At 59.5% G+C, this 4,604-nt stretch carries 4 protein-coding genes and 1 pseudogene; 4 read left to right on the forward strand and 1 reads right to left on the reverse strand.

Features of this window, described 5'->3' with window-relative positions; genetic code table 11:
• Nucleotides 1-1,181 (forward strand): protein-disulfide reductase DsbD (dsbD, locus tag AB4Z11_RS23705; RefSeq protein ID WP_442028124.1); only part of this gene is annotated, 1,181 nt, incomplete at its 5' end.
• A gap of 172 nt (nucleotides 1,182-1,353) precedes the next feature.
• Here the strand turns inward: dsbD and AB4Z11_RS23710 are convergent.
• The gene (locus AB4Z11_RS23710; RefSeq protein ID WP_442028126.1) at nucleotides 1,354-1,830 is read right to left on the reverse strand and encodes a Spy/CpxP family protein refolding chaperone; all 477 of its coding nucleotides are present in this window, start codon (nucleotides 1,828-1,830) and stop codon (nucleotides 1,354-1,356) included.
• A 271-nt stretch (nucleotides 1,831-2,101) separates the two neighbouring features.
• Here AB4Z11_RS23710 and AB4Z11_RS23715 point away from each other — a divergent pair, with 271 nt between their 5' ends.
• From AB4Z11_RS23715 to AB4Z11_RS23725, 3 genes and pseudogenes are all read left to right on the forward strand, one after another.
• Complete coding sequence (locus AB4Z11_RS23715) at nucleotides 2,102-2,827, forward strand: response regulator (RefSeq protein ID WP_442028127.1); 726 nt, start codon at nucleotides 2,102-2,104, stop codon at nucleotides 2,825-2,827.
• A gap of 17 nt (nucleotides 2,828-2,844) precedes the next feature.
• Nucleotides 2,845-4,191 (forward strand): ATP-binding protein, encoded by a 1,347-nt coding sequence (locus AB4Z11_RS23720; RefSeq protein WP_442028128.1) that lies wholly within the window; start codon nucleotides 2,845-2,847, stop codon nucleotides 4,189-4,191.
• 18 nt (nucleotides 4,192-4,209) lie between these two features.
• Nucleotides 4,210-4,604: pseudogene (locus AB4Z11_RS23725) on the forward strand (efflux RND transporter periplasmic adaptor subunit); the annotation flags it as partial.

A 4,604-nucleotide genomic window follows, 5' to 3' on the forward strand; every position in this document is an offset into this window, starting at 1 on the left:
GTCTGGGCCTGGCGTTCACGCCCTGCGTGCTGCCGATGGTGCCGATTCTGTCCTCGATCATCGTGGGGGAGGGCGCCCGCGGCAACCGTTCGCGCGGTCTGGCGCTGTCGATCACCTATTCTCTGGGGATGGCCATCGTCTACACCGCGCTGGGTGTGGCGGCTGGCCTGATCGGGGAAGGCCTTTCTGCTGCGCTGCAAAATCCGTGGGTGCTGGGCGCCTTCGGCATCGGCATGGCCGGCATGGCCTTGTCCATGTTCGGTGTGTATGACCTGCAGGTTCCGGCCGGGATGCAGAGCCGTCTGGCCAGCGCATCGAATCGCCAGTCCGCCGGCAAGCTGGCGGGCGTGTTCGTCATGGGCGCCATCTCGGCCCTGATCGTCGGTCCTTGCGTCGCTGCGCCACTGGCGGGCGCCCTGGTCTACATCAGCCAGACCCGCGACGTGGTGATCGGCGGCGGCGCGCTGTTCTCGATGGCGGTTGGCATGAGCGTGCCGCTGATTCTGGTTGGCGTATCGGCGGGCACATTACTGCCGCGCGCAGGCGCCTGGATGAATTCAGTGAAGAAGTTCTTTGGCGTATTACTGCTGGCAATGGCCTGGTGGCTGGTATCGCCGGTAATTCCGGCGRCTGTTCAAATGGCGGGCTGGGTAATTCTGGGATTTGCGTACGGGATTTACCTATTGCGTGCCCGCGGCAATTGGCTGCCGAAAGTCATTGGCGCCGTATTTGTCATTTTCGGCGCGGCGCAATTAGTCGGCGTGGCGACGGGCGGACGCGATCCCCTGGCGCCGCTGGCGCATTTGACCGGCGGCGCCGATCACCATGTCAAATTCACCGGTATTAAAAACAGCGCCGATCTGGATGCGGTATTGGCCAATACCGGCGGTAAAACCGTACTGCTCGATTTTTATGCCGACTGGTGCGTGTCCTGCAAGGAAATGGAAAAGCTGACTTTTGTCGAACCGGCTGTTCAGCAGAAATTGACGAATACGATTCTGCTGCAAATCGATGTCACGGCGAATAATGAAGACGATAAAACCATGCTGAAGCGTTTCGGTTTATTCGGACCGCCGGGAATTATCCTGTTCAATCAGCAAGGTCAGGAAATTGCGGATTCCCGGGTCATTGGTTTCCAGGACAGCGGCAAGTTCAGCAAGTCGCTCGACAAGTTGAACTGATCGAGCCGGACCAAACGAGGAGGGCGCCTGCGGGCGCCCTTTCTTTTTGCTAGTGATGAGCTCAAATCTGGTGCGATCACGCCAATCTTTGGCATGAGATGACGAAAAAAGAGCCGAACCAGCTTGCGCCGGCTCGGCCATAAGCACCAAAGAGCAAAGAAAACGGGGGGGCTTAGCCTTGTTTCTTGTCAGCTGGACCGTGTTGACTCCAGCGGCCGTGACGGGCATGGCTCATGGCTTGGTCGAAGGTCTTCTGCTGTTCAGGCGTCAGCGTTGCGTAGAAGGTTTTCAGCGCGGCCAGATGATTTTCCATCTGGGTGATATGCGTTTTGGAGAATTCAATCCGCTTTTCCATTTTTTCCGGCGTGCTCAGATTTTTAAATGAAGCAAAATCCGGACGGGTGGTTGGAATATCGGCCTTAATGGCAGCGGCATAAGTTTGCCAGCCGGCTTCCTGCGATGAATTCAATTTCAGCGCATCATGCAATTTCTGCAGACGCTTATCCAGACGCGCGGACATTTGCGCGGGATCGAATTTGGTCGCCGCATATTGACGGTGCGGAGTATCCTGCGCTTGTGCGGAGAATGCCACGGAGCCCAGGCTGATGACAGCAGCGCCTACGACGAAAGCTTTACGCAAGGTATTCATAAGAAAATCCTTATCTCAAATTCGTGGAACCAATTCCACGGCACTTGGACACATCTTCTCAGCAGCCTGTTTCAGCTAAGTGTCCTCAGCGACACTTTTTGTATCCAAGTGTTTCGTGATTTCCCGTCAACAATATGCCAATTGTCGATATGAATAACTTGCCTTTTCAGCAAGCGGCAGTTTTGTAACGTACTGTATCAATGCCCGATATTTAAACATGACGATACAAACTGCTTACCTGCCACCCCCGATGCAAGGGATAATTGTGGGCATGGAAAATGCCACGAATATCCTCATCGTCGACGACGACCGTGATATCCGCACTTTGTTGCAGGATTATCTGGAAACTAACGGCTACCGCACCCAAGGCTCGGGGGACGGCAGCGGCATGTGGAAACTGCTGGATGAGTCCAAGCCGGACCTGATCGTGCTCGACCTGAATCTGCCGGGCGAGGATGGCCTGACCCTGTGCCGCAAACTGCGTGCGCATTCCAACCTGCCGGTGATCATGCTGACCGCCCGCAGCGAACCGCTGGACCGCATCCTCGGCCTCGAAATGGGCGCCGACGATTATCTGCCCAAGCCTTTCGAGCCGCGCGAATTGCTGGCCCGCATCCGTTCCGTGCTGCGCCGCACCACGGCGAGCGCCGCATCGGGTACCGAAAAGGCCAGCCAGATCCGCTTCTCGGGCTGGATTCTGGATTTGACCGCCCGTCACCTGCTCAATCCGCAGGGCACGGTCATCATGCTGTCCGGCGCTGAGTTCCGTCTGCTCAAGGTTTTCCTGGAGCATCCGAACCGCGTGCTGAACCGCGACCAGCTGCTGAACCTGACCCAGGGCCGGGACGCCGACCCTTTCGACCGTTCCATCGATATTCAGATCAGCCGCCTGCGCCAGAAGCTGGGTGAAGACGCCCGCTTGCCTCAGATCATCAAGACCGTGCGTAACGGCGGCTACGTGCTGGCCGGCCCGGTTGCTGTGGAGCCATCGGCGTGATTCCTTTCTGGAGGTCCATGACGGGCCGCGTGTTTCTGGTACTGATGCTCGGTATCGTCGCCTCCGCTGCCCTGACGCAATGGCTGGCGGTGAACGAACGCCAGCGCACACTGGAGCGTTATCGCGGCTTCCATGCGCTGGAGCGTGCCGAGCAGATCATTGCGACCACCGATGTGGTGCGTCCCGAGTCGCGCGACCAGTACCTGAAAGTGGCCAGCAAGGGCGCGATCAAGCTGGAAGTGGCGCGCGGCCACGAAGAATCCCAGGAGCTGAGTGAATTCGGCGCGACGCTGGCTAATCGCCTCGGTCCCGAATACAAGTTCACTTCGCTGGTGGACAAGCCGGAGAGCTGCGACCGCCCGCGCACCTCCTATTCCACCTTCGCCATGTTTGCCCCGCAGCTCATCCCCTATCGCGGCGCCTGCGAATCGCTGCTGGTGGAAATGCCGGATGGCCAGATGCTGAAGCTGTCCATTCTGCCGCCGCGCCCGCCGCCACCGACCGGCCACAACGAATACGCCGCCTTCGTGCCTTTCCTGCTGAGCATTGCCGTGCTGGCCTACCTGGTGGCGCGCATGGCCATGACGCCATTGAAGCGCCTGGCCAAGGCCGCAATGAATCTCGGTAACGACATCAACCACCCGCCGGTCGAAATCACCGGCTCCAACGAAATCCGCCAGGCCAGCGCCGCCTTCAACGCCATGCAGGCGCGTATCCGCCAGCACATCGCCCAGCGCACGGAAATGCTGGCCGCCATTACCCATGATTTGCAGACGCCGCTGACCCGCATGCGCCTGCGCCTGGAAAAAGTGCGGGATGAAGACTTGCAGCAGAAGCTGCTGGGCGACCTGTCCGCCATGCAGCAGATGGTCAAGGAAGGCCTGGACCTGGCGCGCAGCATGGACACGGCCGAAGCCATGCAGAGGCTGGACCTGGATGCCTTGCTCGACAGCGTCTGTTCCGATGCCGCCGACGCCGGCCAGCAAGTCGATCTGAAGGGCCACACCGGCATGGCGCTGATGGGCCGTCCGCTCGATATTCGCCGCTGCCTGGTGAACTTGATCGATAATGCAGTCAAGTATGGCCAGCGTGCCCACGTCACCGTGGATCGGCTGGCCGGCGCCGCCCGCGTGCGCATCCGCGATGAAGGTCCGGGCATTCCCTCGGACCAACTGGCGCGCGTGTTCGAACCGTTTTACCGTCTGGAGACCTCGCGCTCGCGCAGCTCCGGCGGCACCGGCCTGGGGCTGACTATCGCCCGCAATATCGCCGAACAACATGGGGCCAGCCTGAGCCTGGCCAATCACGAAAGGGGCGGGCTGGAAGCCGTCCTCGTCGTCCCCGAATTTTACGCAGGTAAGTAGATCCTCAGTTTCTCTCTCATGATGAAAAAGAAGACATTGGCAATTCTGGTTGGTGTGGCCGCCGTGATCGGCGCTGGCGCCTGGTATTCGAACAAGGCGCCTGGCGAAGGGGGCGGTGCGCCGGCTGGCGGCGGCAAAGGTAAGGGGGATTCCGGCCCGACTACCGTGAACATTGTGGCGCCGGCGCACGAAGATGTGCCTATCACGCTGAGTGCCAATGGTACTGTTAGCCCTATCACGATGGTGGACCTGCATCCGCAAACCACCAGCACCATCGTCAAGGTACACGTAAAAGAAGGCCAGTTCGTCAAGGAAGGCGAACTGATGTTCACGCTGGACAGCCGCAGCGCTTCCGCCAATGTCGAGAAAGCCGTAGCGCAGGTCGATAAAGACCGCGCCAACCTGGTCGACCT

The sequence above is a fragment of the Pseudoduganella sp. RAF53_2 genome (genome assembly GCF_052113985.1).
In the GTDB taxonomy this organism is placed as follows: Bacteria; Pseudomonadota; Gammaproteobacteria; order Burkholderiales; family Burkholderiaceae_D; genus Rugamonas.